At 63.9% G+C, this 17,940-nt stretch carries 22 protein-coding genes and 1 tRNA gene; 8 read left to right on the forward strand and 15 right to left on the reverse strand.

The annotated features are described in order from the left end of the window. Positions 1-284: 284 nt before the first annotated feature. Positions 285-1,205, reverse strand: a complete 921-nt coding sequence (gene ssb / locus ACIA1L_RS30975; protein WP_396076573.1) for a single-stranded DNA-binding protein — start codon at positions 1,203-1,205, stop codon at positions 285-287. 170 nt (positions 1,206-1,375) lie between these two features. Between ssb and ACIA1L_RS30980 the strand changes: the two genes are divergently transcribed. Next, a complete protein-coding gene (locus tag ACIA1L_RS30980; RefSeq protein WP_396076574.1) occupies positions 1,376-2,437 on the forward strand; it encodes an alpha/beta hydrolase in 1,062 nt (353 codons plus the stop codon). Between the two features lie 48 nt (positions 2,438-2,485). Further along, positions 2,486-2,558 (forward strand) — tRNA-Arg (locus ACIA1L_RS30985). A gap of 93 nt (positions 2,559-2,651) precedes the next feature. On the opposite strand, the gene ACIA1L_RS30990 is transcribed toward ACIA1L_RS30985, so the two are convergent. Next, entirely contained in the window at positions 2,652-3,854 is a 1,203-nt protein-coding gene (locus tag ACIA1L_RS30990) for a tyrosine-type recombinase/integrase (RefSeq protein ID WP_396076575.1), read from the reverse strand. Then, positions 3,851-4,543: a hypothetical protein gene (locus ACIA1L_RS30995; protein WP_396076576.1), complete on the reverse strand. Its 693-nt coding sequence runs from the start codon at positions 4,541-4,543 to the stop codon at positions 3,851-3,853. The genes ACIA1L_RS30990 and ACIA1L_RS30995 overlap by 4 nt, the downstream gene beginning before the upstream one ends. 165 nt (positions 4,544-4,708) lie before the next feature. On the opposite strand from ACIA1L_RS30995, the gene ACIA1L_RS31000 reads away from it, so the two are divergent. Then, positions 4,709-4,903, forward strand: coding sequence for a helix-turn-helix transcriptional regulator (locus tag ACIA1L_RS31000; RefSeq protein WP_396076577.1), 195 nt, complete (start codon positions 4,709-4,711; stop codon positions 4,901-4,903). After that, positions 4,900-5,280 (forward strand): hypothetical protein, encoded by a 381-nt coding sequence (locus ACIA1L_RS31005; protein ID WP_396076578.1) that lies wholly within the window; start codon positions 4,900-4,902, stop codon positions 5,278-5,280. Before ACIA1L_RS31000 ends, ACIA1L_RS31005 begins: the two co-directional genes overlap by 4 nt. A 192-nt stretch (positions 5,281-5,472) precedes the next feature. On the opposite strand, the gene ACIA1L_RS31010 is transcribed toward ACIA1L_RS31005, so the two are convergent. From ACIA1L_RS31010 to ACIA1L_RS31035, 6 genes are all read right to left on the reverse strand, one after another. Then, positions 5,473-5,799 (reverse strand): hypothetical protein, encoded by a 327-nt coding sequence (locus tag ACIA1L_RS31010; RefSeq protein WP_396076579.1) that lies wholly within the window; start codon positions 5,797-5,799, stop codon positions 5,473-5,475. Continuing rightward, positions 5,796-6,062, reverse strand: coding sequence for a hypothetical protein (locus ACIA1L_RS31015; RefSeq protein WP_396076580.1), 267 nt, complete (start codon positions 6,060-6,062; stop codon positions 5,796-5,798). Before ACIA1L_RS31015 ends, ACIA1L_RS31010 begins: the two co-directional genes overlap by 4 nt. A gap of 213 nt (positions 6,063-6,275) precedes the next feature. Then, positions 6,276-7,127 (reverse strand): helix-turn-helix domain-containing protein, encoded by an 852-nt coding sequence (locus ACIA1L_RS31020; protein ID WP_396076581.1) that lies wholly within the window; start codon positions 7,125-7,127, stop codon positions 6,276-6,278. Next, positions 7,108-7,626, reverse strand: a complete 519-nt coding sequence (locus ACIA1L_RS31025) for a DUF6879 family protein (protein WP_396076582.1) — start codon at positions 7,624-7,626, stop codon at positions 7,108-7,110. The genes ACIA1L_RS31020 and ACIA1L_RS31025 overlap by 20 nt, the downstream gene beginning before the upstream one ends. Beyond that, a complete protein-coding gene (locus ACIA1L_RS31030) occupies positions 7,610-7,828 on the reverse strand; it encodes a hypothetical protein (protein ID WP_396076583.1) in 219 nt (72 codons plus the stop codon). The genes ACIA1L_RS31025 and ACIA1L_RS31030 overlap by 17 nt, the downstream gene beginning before the upstream one ends. 217 nt (positions 7,829-8,045) lie before the next feature. After that, positions 8,046-10,082, reverse strand: a complete 2,037-nt coding sequence (locus ACIA1L_RS31035; RefSeq protein WP_396076585.1) for a hypothetical protein — start codon at positions 10,080-10,082, stop codon at positions 8,046-8,048. A 237-nt stretch (positions 10,083-10,319) separates the two neighbouring features. Here ACIA1L_RS31035 and ACIA1L_RS31040 point away from each other — a divergent pair, with 237 nt between their 5' ends. Then, on the forward strand, positions 10,320-11,162 hold the full coding sequence (locus tag ACIA1L_RS31040) for a hypothetical protein (protein WP_396076586.1): 843 nt from the start codon (positions 10,320-10,322) through the stop codon (positions 11,160-11,162). A gap of 272 nt (positions 11,163-11,434) precedes the next feature. On the opposite strand, the gene ACIA1L_RS31045 is transcribed toward ACIA1L_RS31040, so the two are convergent. Next, positions 11,435-11,602 (reverse strand): hypothetical protein, encoded by a 168-nt coding sequence (locus ACIA1L_RS31045; RefSeq protein ID WP_396076587.1) that lies wholly within the window; start codon positions 11,600-11,602, stop codon positions 11,435-11,437. A gap of 116 nt (positions 11,603-11,718) precedes the next feature. Between ACIA1L_RS31045 and ACIA1L_RS31050 the strand changes: the two genes are divergently transcribed. Continuing rightward, positions 11,719-12,801: an SPFH domain-containing protein gene (locus ACIA1L_RS31050; RefSeq protein WP_396076588.1), complete on the forward strand. Its 1,083-nt coding sequence runs from the start codon at positions 11,719-11,721 to the stop codon at positions 12,799-12,801. Next, a complete protein-coding gene (locus tag ACIA1L_RS31055) occupies positions 12,798-13,556 on the forward strand; it encodes a DUF4352 domain-containing protein (protein WP_396076589.1) in 759 nt (252 codons plus the stop codon). Before ACIA1L_RS31050 ends, ACIA1L_RS31055 begins: the two co-directional genes overlap by 4 nt. Before the next feature lie 22 nt (positions 13,557-13,578). Here the strand turns inward: ACIA1L_RS31055 and ACIA1L_RS31060 are convergent, their stop codons facing one another. Further along, positions 13,579-14,091, reverse strand: a complete 513-nt coding sequence (locus ACIA1L_RS31060) for a hypothetical protein (RefSeq protein WP_396076590.1) — start codon at positions 14,089-14,091, stop codon at positions 13,579-13,581. 110 nt (positions 14,092-14,201) lie between these two features. Between ACIA1L_RS31060 and ACIA1L_RS31065 the strand changes: the two genes are divergently transcribed. Further along, complete coding sequence (locus tag ACIA1L_RS31065; protein ID WP_396076591.1) at positions 14,202-14,369, forward strand: hypothetical protein; 168 nt, start codon at positions 14,202-14,204, stop codon at positions 14,367-14,369. A 40-nt stretch (positions 14,370-14,409) separates the two neighbouring features. Here the strand turns inward: ACIA1L_RS31065 and ACIA1L_RS31070 are convergent, their stop codons facing one another. From ACIA1L_RS31070 to ACIA1L_RS31085, 4 genes are all read right to left on the reverse strand, one after another. Beyond that, positions 14,410-15,249 (reverse strand): hypothetical protein, encoded by an 840-nt coding sequence (locus tag ACIA1L_RS31070; RefSeq protein ID WP_396076592.1) that lies wholly within the window; start codon positions 15,247-15,249, stop codon positions 14,410-14,412. A gap of 54 nt (positions 15,250-15,303) precedes the next feature. Then, complete coding sequence (locus ACIA1L_RS31075) at positions 15,304-16,584, reverse strand: O-antigen ligase family protein (RefSeq protein WP_396076593.1); 1,281 nt, start codon at positions 16,582-16,584, stop codon at positions 15,304-15,306. Between the two features lie 228 nt (positions 16,585-16,812). Further along, a complete protein-coding gene (locus ACIA1L_RS31080) occupies positions 16,813-17,013 on the reverse strand; it encodes a hypothetical protein (RefSeq protein WP_396076594.1) in 201 nt (66 codons plus the stop codon). Next, positions 17,010-17,855 (reverse strand): ABC transporter permease, encoded by an 846-nt coding sequence (locus ACIA1L_RS31085; RefSeq protein WP_396076595.1) that lies wholly within the window; start codon positions 17,853-17,855, stop codon positions 17,010-17,012. Before ACIA1L_RS31085 ends, ACIA1L_RS31080 begins: the two co-directional genes overlap by 4 nt. Positions 17,856-17,940 lie beyond the last annotated feature (85 nt).

Genomic DNA, 17,940 nt, shown 5'->3' on the forward strand with positions numbered 1-17,940 from the left:
CGCTCGCTCGCGCGCCGTCGCGACGAGCGGCTATTCGACCCGGGCGGGTGCCGACCACCGAACACCCGCCCGGGGCCTGCCGGGGGTCTATGCCTGACCCGGGCGCAGCCCCCCGGCTAACCAGACCCCCGGGTATGCCTGGCGTCACCGATCGACGGCGACCGCGGAGGCTCGACGCCGGCCGATCTGGTGCCGGCAGGGCGGGGGTCGGGCTGGTAGCCGCCGGTCCGGAGCCTTGGGGGAAGAGGCAAGGTCCGACAACGGCGGCGGTCCAGCCTGGTTGGTCAGACGGCGACCGGCTGGCGCCGCGCCACCCGGCCGCGCACCCGGCGAGGATTCGATTCGACAGCGGCCGATTCGGCACCGGTCGAGGTGGCAACAGTCGGGGTGGCAGCTGTCGAGGTGGCAACAGTCGAGGAGGCGTCCAGCTCTGCCGTCACGCCGGTTTCGAGAGTCGCCGGCCTGCTCGTCGGACCTGCGTCGCCGCGCGGGGCACCTGGTGTGGTCGCGACGGCTTCGGCGTTCATGGTGGGGTGCACGATCGACTCCAGGAGCAGGTCGGCCTCGTCCTGCGTGCTCGGACTGGACCGGAGGTCGAGTGCCGGGTCGGGTGCCCGATGGATGCCGGTGCCGAACGGTTCGAAGCCTCCGCCGCGGAGGGCGGTGACCGGCTCGAAACCGTCCGGGGTGCGGGCCGGGACATCGTCGAAGGCGGGTTCGTCGGCGTCGGGCAGGCCATCGCCGTAACGCGTGGGGGCGTCGTCGTCGCTGAGGGCAAACGCCGCTTCGCCCCGTACGGTGGGGGTGATCTCGGGGTTGTCCACGGTCGCGGTGGCGGCCGACCTGGTGCGGAAGAACTTGGCCCGACCACGGGAAAGATCGTGGCCTACGGAGACCGCTTCCATCTCGTAGCTGGTGCGCAGGTTGCCCTCCGCATCGGTCCAGTCGCGGGTATAGAGGCGGCCCGCCACGATGACCGGGTCGCCGACGGTGACCGAGGACGCCACGCCCTCGGCGAGACGGCGCCAGCAATTCACGCGTACGCGAAGGTGGTTTCCGTCCACCCAGCGGCCGGTCTCCTTGTCCACCCGGCGTGCGGTCGACGCCACCCGGAAGTTGGCCACCAGGGTGTTGGAGCTGGCGGTCCGCCGCCACTCGGGCGCGGTGAGCACGTTGCCGATCACGACAATGTTGGTATCGAACATCGCTTCTCCTCAATCGGTCGAGGTTCGTGGGAGGAGCGTGCCGCGGAGGCCGGCTCCGCCGCCGAAAGTGCGGCTCGGGCCTGTGGATAACGGCGGATTGGGGAAAACCTCGAAAGATCGAGTGGATCTGCTATGGCGCAGAGACCCCTACGCACGGGTAACCTAGCCGCGTGGAGACCGACGTCCTGGGCCTGCCGTATGAACGGCACACCATCGACCTGGGCACCGACGACGAAGGGCCCGTCGTCGCAACCCTCGTCCGGCGCCGCGGCCAGACCCCGTCCCGGCGCGCGGTGCTGTATGTGCACGGCTTCGTCGACTACTTCTTCCAGACCCACCTGGCGGACTTCTTCGTCGAACGCGGCTGGGACTTCTACGCGCTGGACCTCCGCAAGTACGGCCGCAGCCTGCTCCCCCACCAGACGCCGAACTTCGCCCGCAGCCTGACGGAATACTTCCCGGAGCTGGACGAAGCGGCCCGCATCATCCGCGAGCAAGACGGCCACGACCAGCTGCTCGTCGCCGGCCATTCCACCGGCGGACTGATCACCTCGCTGTGGTCACACGCCCGCGCCGACCGCGGCATCGTCGACGGCCTCTTCCTCAACAGCCCGTTCTTCGACTTCAACGTGCCCTGGATCCTGCGTCGCCCCCTGATGGGCATCGTCGGACGGACAAGCGGCCGCAATCCCTACCGCAAGCTGCCGGTCGGCACGCTCGGCGTGTACGGGCAGAGTCTGCACTCCGACCACCGTGGCGAGTGGACATACCAGCTGGACTGGAAGCCACTGCTGGGCTTCCCGGTGCGCATCGGGTGGTTGGAGGCGATTCGCCGAGGCCAGGCACGCCTACGCGCCGGGCTCGCGGTCAATGTTCCGGTGCTGGTGGCGTGCTCCACGCGTACGTTCCGGGGTCGGGGTTGGTCGGAAGACGCCCGGGTGACCGACTCGGTGTTGGACGTGGAGCACATCGTCCGCTGGGCACCGCGGCTCGGACCGCGCGTGACAATCGCCCGCTTCGATGGCGGTATGCATGATTTGACGCTGTCGGGTAAGGATGTCCGCGAGGAAGTGTTCCGGGAGCTCGGGCGCTGGGTGGACGCGTTCGTGCCACCGGCAGGCACGCCGCTGGAAGAGATTCCGCCCGCGCCGGAGGACAGCCCTACGGCAGCGGCCGGGGTTGCTCGCGCTGAGCAAGAGACCGGGGCGAAAGCGGACACACCGACTGCGTAAGATCCGACTCGCCTTGGGGCCGGTGGGGCTCTAGGATGTGCAGGCCAGGCGCTCGTAGCTCAGCGGATAGAGCAACGGATTTCTAATCCGTCGGTCGCAGGTTCGAATCCTGCCGGGCGCGCCCTAACTTCGATCTACCAGGGCGAGGGCATCTGACGATGCTCCAGCTCAAGCCCCGATTACCTGTTTTGTTACCTACTTTGGCGTTCCGGCGTCAGAGGAACGCCGCGACCGCCGACTTGTCGCCCATGAGGTCACGCCCAAGGTACACGCGGGCGGTCATGGCCGGATCGGTGTGACCGAGTTGGTCGGCGATCTTCGCGATCGGCACGCCGGACTGGTCGAGGATTGTCGCGACCGTACGGCGAAGGGTGTGCGGGGTTGCCCAGGGAAACCCGCTGCCGATGAAGATGCGAGCGAGCGCCTTGGCGGAGTTGCTCTGGTCCCACATCCGCTCCGGCTCGTTCAGGTGGTGCGGAGAGCCGAAGACCAACCCCTCGGTACCCAGCCGCTCTGCCCTCGCCTTCAGTCGCTCGGTGAGCCACGACGGAAGGCTCAACCGCCGGTCCGAGCCACGCGTCTTGGTGCCACGCACGTGAACCGTTCCGGCCGCCAGTTCGATGTCATCCCAGCGGACGGCCCTCGCCTCGTTGATCCGGACGCCGGTTCCGGCCATGAAGGCCATCAGGTCGGCTACAGCCTCCCTCTTCCTTCGGGTACGCGGATTGATGGTCTCGGAGATGGTGAGCTTGTCCGCGTACGCGATGACGTGATCGCGCTCCTCCCTCGTGAACGCGCGGGTGGTGTCCCGCTCCCGTGCCTGCGTCTTGGTGACCTGCGACTTGACCGCCCGGAGCTGGCGGAGCGCGTTGGTCGTCAGCGTGCCGTTGTCGATCGCGAACGTGAGGATGCCGGACAACACGCTCCGACTGATCTTCGAGGCTCCGGTGCCGTGCTTGTCCGCCACCGCCTGGAGGAACGCGCGGAGACGCTGCGGATCGTTCGCCTGAGCCAGCGTCAGTCCACAGACGCTTGAACCCGCAACGTCGATGTAGCGGGTGAAGGTCCGGCCATAGTCGAGGATGGTCCGGGTGCTCAGACCGGAGTCGGTACGCCGGATCTGGGCGAGCCACAGCTCTCCTGCCGCCGTCAGCTTCATGCCCGAGGTCATCTCGACGGGACCACGTTCGCGTTCCGCCAGGGCCGCCTCAACGGCCTGGATGGCCGCCCGCTTCGTGGACGCGAACCGGGAGACCTCCTTGACGACGCCGTCGTAGCCCCGGTAATAGCACCGCGCCCGCCAACGCTCCGCGCGGCGAGGGATGGGTGCCTTCTTCCACGTGCCTGCCTCGTCCCGCATCTGCGGACTGGCTTCGACCTCGCCGTGTTCACCGAGGTCAAGGGGTCGCCTGCTCACGCATCACCTTCCATCTCATCCAACTGGGCGTCGATCAGCGCGTCATCCTCCGGAGACCACGCCGGGTTGAGGAGCGTCATCGCCTTGTCGGTCACCCCGCCACCGGCTTCGCCTGGCTTGACCGGGGTGAGCAGGCCCCGCCGTCGCGCTTCCGCTATGCGGTTCGCCCAGGTACCGCTCGCTCCGCCGTGCTGGGCAGCGAGCGTCTTGGCGGGTGTCCGGTCACCGTCCTGGACCAGGAACGAGTACGCGAGGGCAAGCCCGGCGTAAGCCGCATCATCACGGGGTTGTCGTCCACGCGCGTCGTCCAGAAACGCCGCCAGGTACACCGCTGACGCGTCGATCAGGCGGAGACCAGACGATCCGGCACGGCTCCCGAGTTGCGCGCTCAGAGCCTTCCTGGAGGCCGCCAACAGCTCGCCGATCGGCAGCGAGCGGATCGTCTTGCTCGTCATGCCCAGCGTCCCGGACTCGACGGCCTGCCTCACGGCGAACTCGACCGGGCGCCACTCGCCCAGAGCATCGCCTGCGGCTGCCAGCCGGAACGCCACGAGCCATTCCTGGTCGCCGTCGTCGTGACGGTGTACCGCGAACGCCTCTTGCCTGATGTCACCGAGCCAGACGGCTGGCTCCGCGCCCTCTGATGCCATCGCCAACGCCTCGCTCACGCTGGTGGGTGTTATTGTCATGAGCGCAAGGATAGCAGGTTCAAGCCTTAACAGTTATGGCTTGTTGGCACCTTCACGATCACTCGCTAAACTTCGTCGCAGGTCATCCGACCTCACACCGGACCACCCGAAAGAGAGACATCAGATGAAGTCCATCCGCACGTCTGCCGCCGGGAGCCGAACCGCGTGTCACAGCAGCACACCACCCACCTCACGCCGACCCATCTGGCGAAGCGCTGGTCCGTAACCCCTGGACACCTCGCGAACCAGCGGAGCGCCGGCATCGGCCCCGCCTACCTCAAGCTGGGAGGACGCATCCTCTATCGACTCGTTGACATCGAGACATACGAGGAGCGGTCTCTCGTAGGAGCCAGCGCGTGAGCGAGGGGTACAACCGCATCCAGTTCGCCGGTAACGGTCAGTGGGTAGCCGTCTCCCAGAACGAGGCTTACCGATGGGCAGGCGAGGCGGACCAGGAGGCGCTGCACATCCGAGTCGTGTTCGCGGCCCTGGGCCGAATGAACTCGTTGGGACATGCTCAGTTCGGGTTTGGCGAGCTGGCACGACTCATCGGCACCGTCGCCGAAGGCGAGGTCAAGGCGCGCCGACGTGACAGCGTCTCCGCAGCCATCAAGGCTGCCAAGAAGCGGGGCTTCATAGCTCCGGAGTCGAACGCCCGTTGTCTCGTGCTCCGCCACTACGGTTTCCAGAAGTCGACAAAGGATCGATGGCCGTGCCCGGTTCACGACCTCGATTGACCCGAACCGCCAACTTTCTGGCCAAACGTTGGCCCTCAGCACCGACACGATTGGTCTCTAACACCAACTCATAACGCTGTGAGCTGGGGAAACGAAAGCTATTTCTACTCTCTTTCAACGGAGAAAGAAGTCGTGCGGCAGGAGTCTCGGGATACCAGACATCTCGGGGCTCCGCCCCGGCTTGGAGACCAGTCAGCTGTGTACCCCCGGTGGCAGGATCAGACGATCCAGGACTCCATGCGTCCCCATGCAGACCGAGCACAACGGCATGGTCGCGTCGTCGTACACCACGGACGATTCCTCATACGGATGCGCCGGGTACTGGATCGTCTCCACCACGCCCCGACTCTGCAACGTGAAGTGGAAGCAGCTATGCATCCGGCCGTTCGGGTAAGTGCGCGCGATGACAGGCGTGATCATCGGGATCAAGGTCGTCCCTGATCTGCGCAGAGTCGCCACGTCGGGACAAGTCTCCGCGTGCACGAGCACGGCCGGCGGATACTCCCGCTTCTCCGTCATCCTCGGCATCCGTTCGGGAGAGCGGCACCCGCGTCCCAGGCAGCGGCGATGGCCTTCACCGCCGCCTCTTGTGTGAACCTGCCGAGAAGATCACCACTCGTCCCAGGTCGCCGAACGTAAGCGGTCCACTGATCGCCGATGCTGGCGTGGATCCAACCGATGTACTCGCTCTCGCGTTCGACGGAGTATCCGCCCATGACGCTCACCTCGAGGACGACACCGGGCAGGAACTCACGCTTCGTGGGCGGGACTCGGCGTTCCACTGTTCACCTCCTCGCAGGCGAGGCAGGCAAGACTCGTCCCGCAACCGGGACACCAACGGTTCTTGGCCCTCAAGCTGAGTACGCCGCCGACGAACCCGACGACCAGCGAGGCCACGGCCGCTATCAGCACCATGGGTCACACCCCTCATTGGCAACGGGATAGACGCTAGGCAAGCGACGTCTCGCGGGTCCACGATGTTGCGAAAAGTTGCGTCAGGCCAACTCGCTGGCGACTCGGGTGATGAGATCTCTGGCCGACTTCCCGTACAAGGCGACCTGATGCAGGTTCTCGAACATCCGCCCGTACAGCTCGATCTCGCTGGGTTGACTGACCTCGATACTCGCCGTCGGGGTCTCCAACGCCACAAGCTGGTTGTCGAACAGCCAGAAGCCCGCCGACGGCACAGCGCCCCGCTCGACCATCAGGGGAATGATCCCGAGCGCCACGGTCGGCAGGGACATGACGGTCAGCAGACGGTCGAGCTGGTTGGCCTGGGTGTCAGCGTCGCCGAACCAGGTTCGCAACGCCTGCTCTTCCAAGACCACGGCGAATCGTTTGCCCCGCTGGTAGAGGATCCGCTGGCGTTCCATCCTGACGGCGACCGCTTCCTCCAGGTCGTTGGGAGTGTCGAGGAACCGGCTCCAGAACGACAGCATGGCGGCGCAGTAGTCAGGGGTCTGGAAAAGACCGGGGATCACGTTGTGCTCGTAGATCCGGAAGAGGTTCGTCTCCTCGTAGAGGGTGGGAGCGCGTATACCCAGCAACCGCTTCATGCCGGCTCTCGCCTGCCGCCGGAACTCCACGTATGCCGACTCGACAGCTCGCAACGTGGCGAGCAGATCAGGGATCTCAGCGTCCGCGCCACAGGCCCGGCACCAGTCTCGGACATCACCCACGGTGGGCTGCTGAACGCCGTTCTCCAGCTTGCTCACCCGCGTGTAGTGCTGGCCCGTTGCAGCAGCCAGCGCCCGACCTGTGAGTCCAGCCTCTCGGCGGATCTCACGGAGTCGGGCGCCTAGCGCTTGTTGCGCCTGCTTGGCGGAGCTACTTGGGTTCGTAGTCACGATGCGGGATCGCGAGCTTCCACACCGCGTCGAAGGCGGATCGGCAGAGGCGGACATCGGCGGGGTCTGTCGAGGTCTCCATGCCTGCGTTCAAACCGCCACCGGTGTAGAGCAGGAAGACCACGAGCCGGTCATCGAACAGGTAGAAGTCGTTTCCGGGGAGAGCCAGCGACGACACCAGCGATCGGGGAACCCACCGAATATCCTCGCCGGCCTCGACCATCGGGTGGGCGATGCTGAAGCTCCAGCGCTGGTAGTCGCTCAACGGCTCAGAGATCACTCTCGCCCGGCGAACACTCTTGCCAGCGGCGACATGGCTCCGCAACGTGGCGCACCAATCGTCCAGCCAGCTCAGATCATCAGGCTCTTGAGCTGCCCACTTGGCCATGTACGGAATCTCGACCTCAGTGCCGTAGGCGTCGCGCATCTCCAGGTGGTCTGACAACCCCTCAAAGGTGCGGAGCAGGTGATCGAACTCCGACTCATCCAGAGACGCCACGGCCCTCCTCGGTGAAGAACTGGATCATCCTGTCAGGGATCTCGACCACAGACTCTCCCTCCGGGATGTCCATCTCCGCCAGCGCTGCGGGATCGGTCACCACGAAGCCTTGCACCAGCCAGCTCCCCCGGTCAGTCCGGTAGAGCGTCGGCGAGTTCGTCGGGTTGGACTCAGGATCCTTGGCTACGAAGGTTAGGCGCACGGCCATCTCCCTGTCTCGAAGGTTGCGAGGTGTTGCGCGCACCATCATCGTGAGCGCAACGCTACGCACCGTCAAGTTTCGAGAGCTATCGATCACTGCTACACGACGACCCTGAAACCGTGGCAGGTTTCGTGGTGCTATCACACGGCGGTGCCCATTCAAGGCCACAGCGGGTCATACCCCCGGCATCGACAATTTGACCGGACCAGATAACACTTCAATTCGCGCCGATGTCAATTACTAGCGAATCTCCCGGCTTAGCCATCGTAATATTGAGCGAGCCCTGAACGGTGTCGAGGCGAATCGGTTGATCCGTGCCACGTTTCGCAACCTTAGCCTTAAGGTTTTTAAATTTCTTCCAAGTCTTACTGGGTTCGGCCAACACCGCCTCCACGATAGACCGCCAGGCTGGATCATCTAAAGCCAGATTCCGATCAAGAGCAGAAAGCACCTCGGCAGGAAGCGGCAAAACCGGCCGACGGCGCACCTCATCCGGTGCCAGACTTGCGTAGTAGTTGTTTATGGAATACCCACATGGACCTATCAACACCCTCTCATCCACAGATAGCGAAAGACTCGTTAGAGACTCGAATCTAGGAAGGTCGACAAGAAAGAGTTCCAACAGGTCAATTTCGTTGAATACGACGAGGCGAGGATCCTGGGACTGCCGGTATCTATGGCCTACATAGTACCAAAAAGCGGCTGGCGATTGAATAAGATCGGAAATGACCATAAGATCAGCCAACGGAATAATCCACGACGGAGCTGGCTGTTCCACTTCCGGACGAACGCCTCGATAGGTACCAAACGGGTCTACTCGCTCATATGTGATTACAATTCTAGGCAGAAGAGATTCCTCATTGGCTGTTATTGAAATAACTTTCCTTCCGCTCGCAAACACTGGATTTCCAGACAGAATATGACGCGCTGCCCTGTCTGCCTGAAATGACGGCTTGACGACTAGCTCCTCAAACTTGGTAGCCAACCGACCGGGCGCTCCTCGCCGCCCGGCAGCGGTCAAAAGATGCGCTTTACACTCAACCAAGATCGCATCACCTGGCACGACTACGAGACAATCGATATCGGGACGCCCAGGCGCATCGTACTGCGCACTTCTGAAGACCCTGTCCTTGCCGAATAGACGCTGCAAGGTCGACGAAGTAATATTCTCAGTAGCAGTATCTCGCGCCGCGAGATAACGCTTTTTTATTGAATCAAGAGATCGTCGCTGCAACAGGTCGTAAAACCATACATGAGATTCTTGAATCAAAGCCGACGGCATCCAGAGAAAGTACCTTCCACCTTCAAGCCTGACCCCGCTGTAGGTTCGAGCCAAGTTGTCCTGCGCTGGTAACAAAAATTCTGGTTGCTGCCCAGGATTCCAGGATAGGTCACGAAGCGCCGCCTCTAGCATATCGACGCTTAAGCCGAGCTCAGCGCTGAGAGCCGGGGCGTCCACTACAAATAGGCCCGCGGCAAAATTCTTATGTCTTTCAAGCAGTAACGACATTTCTTCGCCATAAACAGCTTGCCCAGACGGCTTAGCCTTCATAAGGTCTGCACGAAAGCCAGGGCGAAATTCGTCCATCCTGCGCTGAAAAATCCGCGCCAACCCGAGTCCTAATTCGGGAATGATGCCTGGGTACCACCCAAGTTCGCGCGTAATATCATTCCGAATCGGCCCGAGTGTCGCGGCAAGAATATCCTTCAGATGGACGGTATACCCCTGCCACCGATCCGTGAGGGCCTCGACCTTGAAAGCTCCTTGAACTCTGGCCGCATACTCAGGTTGATTAGCCCCAACAGTATTGGTAATCAATTCCCATTCGATCAGGAAAATCTCGGCAACCAGATCGAATGCTTCCTGCACATCCCCATCAGATGGAACTGCCGATAGATCGATATTACCGCTTGTTGCAAATGACAGGCCCACGGCATACTGAACCAGTGCATGCACGCCGTGCGTTTCATACCAGTCGCGGAACTCTCCCCCTTGAAACTCGGCACACTCGGCGAATCTACCAAGAATAAAGAGTGGGTTAGCGCTGCGTAAAATTCCTGTCAACTTATTGGCTTGATTTTCCGCCAGTTCACGCAGTCTACGGTCAGAAGCTTCGCCAGGTGCACCAGATCGAAGCTTGACCACCTTGACTTGCATTTCTTTAAGTCGATCAATATTTGCTGGCCAGATCCGCGATCCAACCAACGATCCCACGAATCCAAACTCGTCACGATCGCTCCTCTGGAGCTCCATCCTTGAATTCATAAAAACTCCAAAGGGTACGTGGGACGCGGGCGACTCGCCTGCCCCCAACGGACGATTTGCGACCGACTAGAAGTGGCGCACCAAGGACGCATGATCGAACTGCCAGCATGTCGTATAACCGACGGCATGTTGTCCACGATAGATGGATCCTAGACTCATCCCTAGCTATGAGCGAAACGCACACACCGCTGGGCGCCTTGCGGAGGCTCCTTACAATCTTGCTCTATGGATGCGCTCGCCGACCTGCTCGGCTGGTCTAACACCGAACGCACGGCCGTAGTTATAGCCATGCTCGCTTTAGCTGGCATCGCCTATTCAGCACAATCTGCCTCCGCAGCCAAAAAGCAGGCCAAAAGCGCCAAGGACCAGGCTGACCGAGCCAAGGAGCAAGTCGAGCTCGGCAAGCAACAGGTTGATCTGATGCTTCGGCAGGTCAGTCAGGCAGAAGCTGTTGAGGCTGCGGCTCAACAAGCCAGACGCGAGTCGCTTCAGCCTAATGTCCTCGTAGACATCGCACCTGGCATCAACGACCCCGGCGTGTTCGTGTTGTCCATCGCAAACATCGGAACGTCGATCGCAAGGAACGTTCGCATCAAGGCCCTAGACGAGATGGTCCGGTCGGACGGACTGAAGCTGCACGAGCTGACTGTATTCACCGAGCCGATCTCAGTGATGCCGCCAGGACAAACCCGTCAGTTCTTCTACGACGTCGGCTTCCAACCTTTCCAGGGCAAATCACCGCTGCGGTGTCGCTTCGAGGTCGACTGTGAGGGTCCGTTCGGCGCAGTCGAAACCGCCCACTACGACATCGACCTGACGCCTTACCAGGGTGGGTGGGCCGCTCCGACGACACTTCACTCGGTAGTCGACCAACTCCAGAAGGCGGTGTCGTCGCTGAACTCGATTGGCCGGGCCATCCATCAAGAGGGGAGCGCCACGCGAACGTCGTTCGAGTGCAAGATCGTTCAGTCGACCAGGATGACGGACACCTTCACGACCTGGTTGCCAGCCAGCGAGGTTCTACGCACATCCTCACCGGCTCCAACGAACGACGAGGAAGCCCCCTGACACAGTCAGGGGTACCGGGTTTACCGGGTCTCTGCGTTACCTGGTTTGCTACCCATGATCGGCATCAGCGCCGATGAGTCGACATGATCCCGGCTGACATGACTATCGGCCTACAGGAACATCTTGCCTGCTCATCATGAGGATCGGTGAACCCCGATGATCAAACGTACCCGGCAGGTCTCCTACTCCGTCGGTCGCAGGTTCGAATCCTGCCGGGCGCGCTTCCCGTCTTTTCTGTGCCGGCGCCCGCGTTCCGGCTGATCGAGGCCTCGTCACGCCGGAATTCCTAGCGGCAGCAGATTGGCTTCCCGGCACGAGCTGCCGGACAGGCAGGCGACCAGCGCGGCAACCGCCACCCCGGCGATGACCTCCTCCAGCGCAGCGACGGTGTTCCGGACCGGCAGTCCGGAGCTCCGGTTGTCACGGTCGGCAGTCGGCACTCGTCTCCACCGAAAGCTCACCGAAAGATGCGCGGCTAGGTTGCTCACGATTGATCAACCGGACCGAGAGTGATGCGGCCGGGCACCGGCTAGCGGGGAGATGTCGGGGAGGTCCCATGGGAATGATGGACAGGATCCGTGGCGAATTCATCGACATCGTGGAGTGGCTGGACGACAGCCGCGACACCTTGGTGTGGCGATTCCCGCGCTATCACAACGAGATCAAAATGGGTGCCCGCCTGATAGTGCGCGAGTCGCAGGTGGCGGTCTTCGTGAACGAGGGCACTATCGCGGACGCTTTCGGGCCGGGGATGCACACCCTGCACACGCGGAACCTGCCCGTGCTGTCCACCATCAAGGGCTGGAAGCACGGATTCGAGTCGCCGTTCAAGGCCGAGGTGTATTTCGTCAGCACCCGCCAGTTCACCGACCTGAAGTGGGGAACGCAGAATCCGGTCATCGTCCGGGACCCGGAGTTCGGCATGGTGCGGCTCCGCGCCTACGGCGCCTACGCGCTGCGGATCACCGATGCCCGTCTGCTGCTCAAGGAGCTGGTGGGCACGGACCCCGATTTCCGTACGGAAGAAGTCGCCGACTACCTCCAGCAGCTGATCGTCGGCAGGCTGACCTCCGCGCTGGCCTCCGCGCAGCTGTCCCTGCTCGACCTGGCGGCACACCAGGAAGCCATCGGTACGCAGCTCACCGAGACGCTGGCGGGGCAGGTCGCTCCGCTGGGCCTGCACATCCCGACCGTGATCGTCCGGAACATCTCGGCGCCGCCTGAGGTGGAGCAGGCGCTCGACCGGCGTACGCAGATGGGCATCATCGGCGACATGCAGCGGTATACGGCCTTCCAGACCGCCAACGCCATCGAGGATGCGGCCCGCAATCCCGGGGCCGCTGGGCTGGGGACCGGGCTGGGCGTCGGAATGCTCTTCGGCCAGCGCTTGGGTGGGGCTGTCGAACCAAGTGGCAGCCATCCGCCGCCGCTGCCGGTGGCCCCGCAGTGGTACGTGGGCCGCAACGGCAACCAGGAGGGTCCGTTCGACGCCGGCGCCCTCGCCGCGCGGATCGGCGCCGGCACGGTCACCCGGGAAACGCTGGTGTGGCGGGCTGGCATGGCGCAGTGGGCGCGCGCCGAGGAAGCATCCGAGCTGGCACAGCTGTTCGCCACCATGCCGCCCCCGATGCCGCGATGACCGCCCCGGGAACGCCCGCCGCCGTCTCGTCCAGCTGCTCGTCCTGCGGCGCCGCCATGGAGGTCGACCAGTTCGCGGGCGTCATGCGCTGCCCTTACTGCCGGCGTGAGGTGCCCCTGCCGGCTTCGCAGCCGGACCCGAGTGCCTGGCCCTTTGGCATGGATGACGCGGGCCTGCCGCAGATCACCGTCACCCAGACGTTCACCCAGGTACCCGTGTCCACAGGCCGAAAGCTGTTCGTGGTCGCCGTCGCCCTGGTCGCTCTGCTTGCGGTCGGCGCCGTCCTGATCCCGGTCTTCTCGCTTTCCTCGTTCGGCCTTTTCGGTGGTACGGAAGAGGTCGAGGTCGGCGAGACGGCGACGTTCGATCCGTTCGAGGCGACGGTGCATAGCATCGACTGCTCCCGGTCGGAGATCACCAAGCCCGGGTCACCGGCGACCGAAACCACGACCGCGAAGGCCAAGGGCAAATTCTGCGTGGTCTCCTTCACGGTGAAAAACGTCGGCGAGAAGACCGACAGCTATCGCTCCTACTCCCTCGAGGCCACCAGCCCCACAGAGCGGGTGCTAGACCGGAACAGCACCGCCGAGGAGTACGTGAACCGGGTCAGGAACCTCGACGAGCCGCTCGATCCCGGAAAGAGCGTCGATCAGCTGCTGGTTTTCGACGTACCGACCGACACCTCTCTGGCCCGCCTGAAGATCTGCGACGACATCTTCAACAACACCGTCATCAAGGTGCGGTTCGACTCCTGACCGGCCCGATCACCGGGCAGGTTCAGCACATGGTGGGATCAAGTCCGGCGAACGCCTCCACCCGATACTCCGGCAGCGCCGATGGGGAAGCAGAAAAGGAGATGGTCAATCGCGCTTGGAAACCGCCTGCCTCTTTCACGAGGCAGGAGATTCCGCGCTCAAATGCCAGGGCTGGAGGGACCGATGGCGGAACCACCGTCGACGCGTTACGCCAGCCGTCGTTCGTCATTGCTGACCAGTAGAACGAGCGGATCGTCGGCTCGTTGAGCGGACTGCGGTAGCGACGGCCCGCGTACGACGTGATGTCGTCGCCTGAGTTGTCAGTGCCGCAGCCGGAGTATTCCTCGGCCAGTTCCGCCGAGACGGGATGCGTCTTCAGGATCGCCAGTGCGGCCAGGGTGGCGACCTCCTGTTCCTGGCGATCGGAGCAGCCGTGCTGGCCGGGAGGTTCACTACTGACGACCCAAGCGATCGCGAGGGCAAGGACGACAATCGCAGCCCCTGCGGCAATGCGGAGCAGTGGAGGTTTAGCCACGGGGCAACCTTATGAGGCCGCAGCTCTTTTGCAACCGACTAGCTTCCGTTTCGGCTACGGGCAGGATCAAGGCTGGGCGGGTCATCCACGAGGGCGGGGGAATTTCGAGCATGTATCTCACCTGGGCAGATATCGCACAGACCGTGATGGCCGGGCTGGCCGGCATGCTGGGCGTCTACCTCATCGAGGAAGCCTTGCGTGTCCTGCGCAAGCGCGGCATCTCCCCCACCCGCTGGGCGTATGACCGCGCATTCCTGACCCCGCGCCGGAACCGCTAACGGGCCACCCCGGCACGGATGGCCCGCAACAACACCGGGATCAGGAGTACGGGTTGGTGGTCTTCTTGGCCCCGGGCAGCGTGTAGGTCAGCCCCACCTCCGGCACTTTCCAGCCGGCAATGGTGTTCTGCTTCGGGGTGCCTTTCATCTGTTTGAGGATCTCCTGCACATAACCGAAGACCGTCTTGCCGTCGACATCGCCGTAGGTTTTGGCCGTGATCGGGCTGGGCGCGAGCGCGGAACCGTTCTTGGGGATGTCGATCAGGGTTTTGGGTTCGGTGCCGTCGGGCCGGAAGTCGCCATTCACGAGGCGGTCGCTGATCGTGTAGGTGATGGTTTTTCCCTTGAGGGTCCGGGCGACCTTCACACACCCGACGATGTCTTGCGGTTTGACTTCGGTCACCGCGACTTCCTTGGCGTACGCGAGGTGCGGCGCGAGCACGGTCTGGAGTTTCCAGATGTCCAGCCACTGGTTGACGCGGCACAGATAGATGTACGGCGTCTTGGCGATGGACTCGTCTTCCTTCACCGGGTCGTACGGGAACAGCGCGCAGATGTTGAAGTCGAGGGCGAGGGACACGGCGCAGTCGGTGTCCATGTCCACATTGCCCAGTCGGAGGGCGACGCCGGGTTCGACTCCGGTGGCGAGGGTTCCGGTAGGCGGGTACTTTTCGGTCGCCTTCTTGCGGGGCGTGAAGCCGCTGATGAAGATCTCGGCCGGCGGTCGGCCGTCGCTGCGGTAGGCGAGCGCGAAGCTCCCGTCGGTTCCCGCGGCGAACGTACGCATCTCATCGTTGCCGAGCACCGCCGTACCCATGATGTCGAACTTGAGTCCGGAGTCTTTGGTCGGCTTGGGCGAAGGCACGTAGTAGGACGTCATGCCGACCAGCCTCTAACCGCTACGCTCCGGATACAACGGACTGCGCAGCGTCCGCTACAACGTACTAACGGGTGCAGAAGGCCCTAACACCAGGCGGGGAGTGGGGACTTCGCGGTGGACCGGGCCGTCGACCGCCGCCATGGCGAGCCCAATGCCGAAGAACAGCACCGAGAGGTTCATGTCGGTAAAGCCGTAGAACGGCATGACCACCAGGGCGATGACCGGGAGCACGCTGAGCCACTTGCCGGGCGTACTGACCGCCGCGGAGAGCCGCCGGGCAACCAGCACGAAGAGCAACACGAAGACCAGCAGGGCCGGGATGCCGTGGCTGTACATCATCAGCCAGAGCTGGCCCTGGGTGCCCAACGGCTCGGCGGCGTGGGTGGTGTCGACCATCCGCGGCCCGCCGTACCCGAGCAGCGGCGCCCGGGTGACCGCCTCGAATGTCTGCCAGTACAGGTCGGCCCGGTCGCTGGTCGAGTCGGTGTTCTGCACCCGGTTGGTGATCAGGTCGGTGACCGGGATGACCAGCGTGAACACCCAGCCGAGCAGGCCTACGGCGGCGATGGAGGCGATGACCCGGATGTCGCCGCGCAGCAGGGCACGCAGCCCGAGGTAAACCAGGCCCGCGCCGAGGCCGATGAACATGCCGCGGTTGAGCGTCAGGAACGCCGGGACCAGCGCCAACGGCAGCGAAACGAGCACAACCTTGCGGAGGAGACCTGCGCGGACGGAGCTGAGGAAAGCAACCACGCAAGGCACGAGGATCGCAAACCCCATACCCCAATTGTTCGTGTACGGGTACGGCGCCGCAGTCCGGAAGTACGGGTTACGGCTGGCCGGGTTGAACTCGGTGGCATGCACGTGGGTGAGCGCCTGCACAATGCGGTCGCTCGAGATGCTGCCCGGTAGCAGCAGTTCCACCGGCGTGGTGAGCGCGAACCGGGGCGCGAACACGCCGATCCAGCCCAGGGCGACCATCGCGAGCCAGAACAGCATCAGCGGCTGGAACAGTTTGGCCCAGTTCACCCCGGCCCGTACGGCGTTGTAGACGTAGAGGTAGACCAGGAACGCCGCGAGGACGAAGCCGAGGCGTAGGCCGTACATGAAGAAGCCGGTGATCTTCTCCATCCGGGTCGCGCTGACCACGACCAGTCCGATGAGGACGAGCCACAGCCCGAATCCGGTCGGCAGCACGATGCGGCCGCGCAGCAGCATGACCACGCCGAGCACGAGCCCGAGGATCGGCCAGAAGAGGTAGAGACCGCCCAGGACCCACCAGAACGGGACCATGCCGAACATCAGGTAGAGCGGCCAGAGCGGCAGGGCGGGCATCGGCACATCGTAGGAGCGCCGACGGGCTCCCGTCCCTACGCAGAACATCCGCCGATCCCCGGCAAACGGGTGAGTGGCCGCCCGTGATCGCAGCATCCGCGCAGCGTGGCTGGCCTGATCCACTCCCAGGCACGGAAACCGCCGCGGGCCGTTCGGGTGGGCGCCGTCCGCCCCGCCGTAGGCGCCGCGGGTGCTCGGGGCGCAGCCGGGATCGGCAGGCGCCGCCCGTTATTCGGCGCTGCCGGGGTCTGGCGGGAAGGGGTGTGCGGCCTCGCGTACCCGGGCTTGGCGGGCCGCATGGCGTTCCACCAAGCCGTGCGCACGCCGTTGTTGGCGGTCGCGCCGGGCTGCCGCGGCAGCGACCCGGCGGCGTAGGGATTCCTCCGCGCGCGCCTGCAGTCGCTGCCGCCAAGCCGGGTCGTGCGTCATTTGCGGTTGTAGAGCCGCATGGTGAGCGGGCCGAAGATCGCTACGAGAACACCGCTGGCGACCAGAACCCACAGGATCTCGCCGCTGCTCCAGTCGCCGGCCATCAGCGAGCGGACCGCCGCCACCAGGTGAGTGATCGGGTTGACCTTCACGAAGGCCTGGAGCCAGCCCGGCATCGTGCCCGGGTCGACGAAGACGTTGCTGAGGAAGGTCATCGGGAACAGCACGAGCATGCTCACGCCCATGACCGACTTCTCCGACCGCAGGAACAGGCCGAACAGCGTCCAGATCCAGGAGAACGCGAACGAGAAGACAACCAGCAGGCCGACGCCCGCCACCACGCCGGCGAAGCCGCCCGCTGGGCGGAAGCCGAGCACCAGACCGACGATCATGATGGTGGTAGCGGCGAGGACGTAGCGCAGGAGATCGCCGAAGATCATGCCGACCAGGGCTGCGGGACGCCACACCGGCAGCGTGCGGAAGCGGTCGAAAACCCCCTTCTCGATGTCGGTGTTGAGTCCCACACCGGTATACATCGTGATCATCACGACGCTGGTGACCATGATGCCGGGCAGCAGGTATTGCAGGTATTCCTTCGTTGAACCGGCCAGCGCACCACCGAACAGGTAGGTGAACATCAGCGTCATGATGATCGGGAATGCCGTCACATCGAACAGCTGCTCGGGCACGTGCTTGATCTTCAGCATCGCCCGCCAGCCGAAGGTGAGCGACGCGGCCAGCGCACCGGGCCGGGCCGGACGCTGCTCGCGGGTCAGCACGGCGGCCAGCGTTTCCGCTGAGGGCGTGTAGGTGGAGGTCGGCTCGGTCGTTGCGGTGGTCACTGGTGGACCCTCCTCTCTACGGGACTTGAGAAGGTGCCCGTGGTTAGATGCCGGTGAGAGCCGGGGTGACGGCCCGTGGTGGTCG

It is taken from the genome of Actinoplanes sp. NPDC051859 (assembly GCF_044452725.1).
In the GTDB taxonomy this organism is placed as follows: domain Bacteria; phylum Actinomycetota; class Actinomycetes; order Mycobacteriales; family Micromonosporaceae; genus Actinoplanes.